Annotated in this window: 4 protein-coding genes; all 4 read right to left on the minus strand. The window is 69.8% G+C overall.

All coding sequences use genetic code 11. The annotated features are described in order from the left end of the window. On the minus strand, positions 1 to 586 hold a 586-nt coding region (locus A5712_RS04430; protein WP_068101881.1), incomplete at its 3' end, for a dihydrodipicolinate synthase family protein. A gap of 107 nt (positions 587 to 693) precedes the next feature. After that, complete coding sequence (thyX, locus tag A5712_RS04435) at positions 694 to 1446, minus strand: FAD-dependent thymidylate synthase (protein ID WP_068101886.1); 753 nt, start codon at positions 1444 to 1446, stop codon at positions 694 to 696. 97 nt (positions 1447 to 1543) lie between these two features. Then, the gene (locus A5712_RS04440; RefSeq protein ID WP_068101883.1) at positions 1544 to 2602 is read right to left on the minus strand and encodes a restriction endonuclease subunit S; all 1059 of its coding nucleotides are present in this window, start codon (positions 2600 to 2602) and stop codon (positions 1544 to 1546) included. Then, a partial coding sequence (locus A5712_RS04445; RefSeq protein ID WP_156766409.1) for an N-6 DNA methylase occupies positions 2599 to 3418 on the minus strand: 820 nt, incomplete at its 5' end. The genes A5712_RS04445 and A5712_RS04440, both read right to left, overlap by 4 nt.

Below are 3418 nucleotides of genomic sequence, written 5' to 3' on the forward strand. Positions count from 1 at the left end.
CGTCGCCGGAGTAGTAGGCCAGTCCGGTTTCGGCGATGATCTGGCCGCCGCTGTGCAGGTCGCCCTTGGCGTCCTTGATCCCGACGATGTTCGGGTGGGCGGCCAGCGCGTAAATGGTCTCGGTCTGGATCGGTATCACCGAGCGGGGCGGGATGTCGTAGAGCAGCACCGGAAGCTCGGTCGCGTCGGCGACGGCGGTGAAATGCGCGATCAGCCCGCTCTGCGGCGGCTTCGAGTAGTACGGCGTGACGACCAGCAGCCCGTGCGCGCCCTCGGCCGCGCAGGCCTTCGCCAGCCGGACGCTGTGAGCGGTGTCATAGGTGCCGGCGCCGGCGATGACGCGGGCCCGGTCACCGACCGCCTCCAGCACGGCGCGCAGCAGCTCGAGTTTCTCGTCGTCGGTGGTGGTCGGCGACTCACCGGTGGTCCCGGAGACCACCAGGCCGTCGCACCCCCCGTCCACCAGGTGGTTTGCCAGGTGCGCCGCGGCCTTGGTGTCCAGCGCGCCGTCAGCGGCGAATGGCGTCACCATAGCCGTCAGCAGGGTTCCCAACCGGGCGGGGGCGTCGAATCCGACGGTGCTCACGGTCTTCAGGTTACCTGGCGGTACCAAACGCAATTAGCCGCCGCGCGGCTCAGGCTTCGGTGGGCTCAGGCCGGATTGCCGCCTCAGCCTTCCCCGGCTGCGCCGCCTCAGGCTTCGGTGGCGAGAGGGCTGGTGGCGACCTCGGTGCCGTCGGCCAGGGTGGAGACCTCGAAGTCTGCGAACACCGCGGGCGCCACGCCGACGAGCTGGCGCAGGCACTCGATGGCCAGGCGCCGGATTTCCACGTCGGCGTGCTCGCTGGCGCGCATGGCGATGAAGTGCCGCCACGCCCGATAGTTCCCCGTGACGACGATGCGGGTCTCGGTCGCGTTGGGCAGCACCGCGCGGGCGGCCTGGCGCGCCTGTTTGCGGCGCAATATCGCGCTCGGCTGGTCGGCGAACCTCGCTTCCAGTTTCGCCAACAGCTCGGCGTAGGTGGCGCGGCTGGCGTCGGCGGCCTTGACGAGGATCTCCTGCAGTTCGGGGTCGTCGTCCATGCCCGGCGGGACGACGACGCGCGAGTCCCCCTCCGGCACATAGCGTTGCGACAGCTGCGAGTAGGAGAAGTGCCGGTGCCGGATCAGCTCGTGGGTGCAGGATCGCGAGATGCCGGTGATGTAGAACGACACGCTGGCATGCTCGAGCACCGAAAAGTGGCCGACGTCGATGATGTGCCCGATGTAGCCGGCGTTGGTCGCCGTCTTCGGGTTGGGCTTCGACCAGCTCTGATAGCAGGCCCGCCCGGCGAACTCGACCAGCGCGGGGCCGCCCTCGGCGTCGGTCGTCCAGGGCACGTCCGGCGGCGCCAGGAACTCCGTCTTGGCGATCAGTTGCACGCGCAGCGGCGCGGTCTCGGCCACGGCGCCCACCTTATCGTTGGGCGATCGTTGGGCGCGCCGAGTCTGCGCTCAGCGCGTGTTTCGGGCCTGATCGGGCGCTCTGAGCGCAGTTTCGGCGCTAGACGGGGCCCACCGCGAGCTCACCCGATATCAGCAGCGGCAGCAGCGCGTCGCGGAAGGCGGACAACCGCGTGGATTCCGCGCGGCGCGCGTGACACAGCGCGCCCAGTCCGGTGAGCGTCCGCGCCGCCGCGGGCGCCAGGCGCCGGACGTCGCGGACCGGAACCTCGAGCAGGTCGCGCGGTTGGACGCGCTGGTGGCTCCCCGACGTCCCGGCGGCCCGCCGCTGCAACGTCGCGACGACGTCGGGCTGCCGCAAAGCCGCCCACAGCGCCGACGTGTCGACGCCGACGGGACGCAACACGACGAACTCCGTGCTGGCCAAAGCCATTTGCGGGGGCAGGGCCACCACGTTCCAGACGCGCGGAATCCTGGGATTGAGCTTCGCGACCAGCACGCACGGCTCGGACAGGACGAACTTGGCGCTCTTCACGCTTTCCCCGGCGACCAGCCGGGGTTTCGCGCCGTCGTCGAACGCCGGGAGGCTGAAGTGGGCCACCACGTCGTCGAACCCGGGCGGACCGAGGAGTTCCGTCGACCGGCCGGCGAGAGCGGACAGCGGCACGCTTTCGGCGACCGACTCGGCGGTGGCCACCATCAGGCTCTCCGCGGCGGCGATCACGCGTTCGTTGGCGGCGATCTTGTCGTCGACGGCGCCGAGCACCTCGGCGATGCGGCGGCGCTGCGGAGCCGCGACGGCGGAGACGCAAACCTCACGCAGGATCGTCTGGTTGAGCAGCGGCTGTCCCGATCCGGCCCGGTGTCCGTTGAGCCCGCAGGTGTGCAGCGCGTAATACCAATACCGCGTCTCCGCTGGGTCCTTGGCCCGGCACACCAGCGCATTGTCGGTGACCCAGACGTCGGAATCGCAGTACCGCAGGCTGCCGCAATACGATCCGACGCGCCCCAGCACGATCACCGGCCCGGCCGCATTGCATTGCGCCGCATAGCCGATCGGCCCGTTGGAGCCGTAAACGCGAAAGCGGCCGTCCGGGGCTCGCGCCGGAGAGCTGGTCCCGTTGCTGAAGTCGAGGTGGTCGCCCAGTCTGGCCTTCACCGCAGCCGCTCCACCTGCTCGCGCACCATCCGCTCCAGGCGGGCGGACTCGTCAAGCGCCGCCAGCAGGTCGCCCGTCAACCGGGCGATCTTGGCGTCGACCGGCTCCCCGTCGTCGTCGGACGCGGGCGCGCCCACATAGCGTCCCGGCGTGAGCGCATAGCCCGCGGTCCGGATATCGTCCAGCGACGCGGATTTGCAGAAACCCGGAACATCTTGATAGACAAGGCCTTTGGCAGTAGCGGATTGCGATGCGGACCACGCGTGGTAGGTGTCGCCGATGCGAACGATCTCCTCGTCGGTCAGCGCGCGCTCCGTGCGGTCCACCAGGTAGCCGAGCGCGCGGGCGTCGATGAACAGCACCTGGCCCGCTCGGTCACCCTTGTCGAGCGCGAAGAACCACAGGCACACCGGAATTCCGGTGCTGCGGAACAGCTGCCCGGGCAGCGCCACCATGCACGACACCAGGTCCGCGTCGACGATCCGCGCCCGAATGTCGCCCTCCCCGAGCGTGTTCGACGACATCGATCCGTTGGCCATCACCACGCCGGCCTTTCCGCCGGGGGCCAGCTTGGACAGGATGTGCTGAATCCAGGCGTAGTTCGCGTTGGCGGCGGGCGGAACGCCGAAGCGCCAGCGCGCGTCCCGTTCGTCGCGGGCCCAATCCTTGATGTTGAACGGCGGATTGGCCATCACGTAGTCCATCTGCACGCCGGCGTGCCGGTCGCGAACGAGCGTGTCGCCGCGGACGAGGCCCGCGTCGTCGATGCCGTGGACGGCGAGGTTCATCTTGGCCATCCGCCAGGTCTGCTCGACG

The organism is Mycobacterium sp. E2327, from assembly GCF_001672675.1.
Classification (GTDB): domain Bacteria; phylum Actinomycetota; class Actinomycetes; order Mycobacteriales; family Mycobacteriaceae; genus Mycobacterium.